A 1,186-nucleotide genomic window follows, 5' to 3' on the forward strand; every position below is an offset into this window, starting at 1 on the left:
CGGTGGAGGCGTCACCGCCCATGCCGTACCCGGTTGCGAGCGGGAGCAGCGCGACGGTCGGCAGGACGAGGTACATCGTGTAGGCGCAGGCAGCGCGCAGCAGTGACAGTCCCATGACGCCCGCGACCTCGCGCTCTGCGATGCCCCGCAGGTCCACGAGTGGGGAGTCGACCCGTCGCTCGACGACGACGAAGACCGTGGCCAAGGCGACGGTGAGGATCAGCAACCCGAGAACGATGGCGGAGCCCCAGCCCTCGGTCGACGCAAGCGTCAGCCCGAGCAGGAACGACGTCAACGCCACGGCCAGGAGCGCTGCGCCGAGCCAGTCGACCCGCCCGGTCCTCACGGGCGGGCACGCAGGCAGCCCTTTCGCGCCGAGGACGATCACCGCGAGGATCACGGCCGTCGGGATCCAGTAGATGTAGGAGTAGTGAAGGTGCTTGACGATCGGTCCGACCGCGACATAGGCGACTGCCGAGCCGGCGCCACCCGCGACGACGAACGCAGTGGTCGCGAACTTGGCACGTGCGAGCGGCTGGCTGTCGCGGGCGATCCCGATGGCGATCGGCACCACCGCGATCCCGACTCCCTGCAGCATGTTTCCCGCGATCAGCAGGCTCGCCGACGGGGCCACGGCCGCGAGAACTGCACCCACCCCGGAGACTCCCAGGATGATGAAGAAGACGTTCTTCTTGTCCGCGATGTCCGCGTAGCGAGTCGAGAGCGGGAGCGAGACGGCGCCCACGACCATCAGACCGGTCAGCATCCAGGCGGCGACGGCCGGGCTCATTCCGAGCTCGTGCTGCACGATCGGCACGATCGGTGCGACCATCATCTCCATCGTCATGTAGGAGAAGACGCCGAACCAGAGCAACGCTACGGTGAACCTCGGTGTCACGCTGTCGCCGCCGCCGCTGAGGTGGTAGATCGACTTCGGTCGCGAGGTGACTCTTACGGTGGGTGCCGCCTGCTCGGGCTGGCCTTCTCGTGAATCGTCCATCGCGGCCGGAGTCGGTCCGACCGGCGTGACTTGATAGGAGAACGAGGCGACGTCCTCCCGACTGAGGTGTGTCCGCCGGCCGGACCCGTATCCCCGGTGAAGGAGACATGCACATGGTCGTCGTGGGCGTGGACCCGCACAAGCACAGCCACACCGCCGTCGCGGTGGACTCCAACGGTCGCGAGC

The 1,186-nt window shown here is 67.8% G+C and carries 1 protein-coding gene; it reads right to left on the bottom strand.

Annotated elements, in window-relative coordinates:
- Positions 1-1,000: MFS transporter (locus PSD17_RS21335; protein WP_339124265.1), on the bottom strand; the 1,000-nt coding region annotated here is incomplete at its 3' end.
- Positions 1,001-1,186: the final 186 nt, after the last annotated feature.

It is taken from the genome of Pseudonocardia sp. D17, from assembly GCF_036984265.1.
Lineage (GTDB): Bacteria > Actinomycetota > Actinomycetes > Mycobacteriales > Pseudonocardiaceae > Pseudonocardia > Pseudonocardia benzenivorans.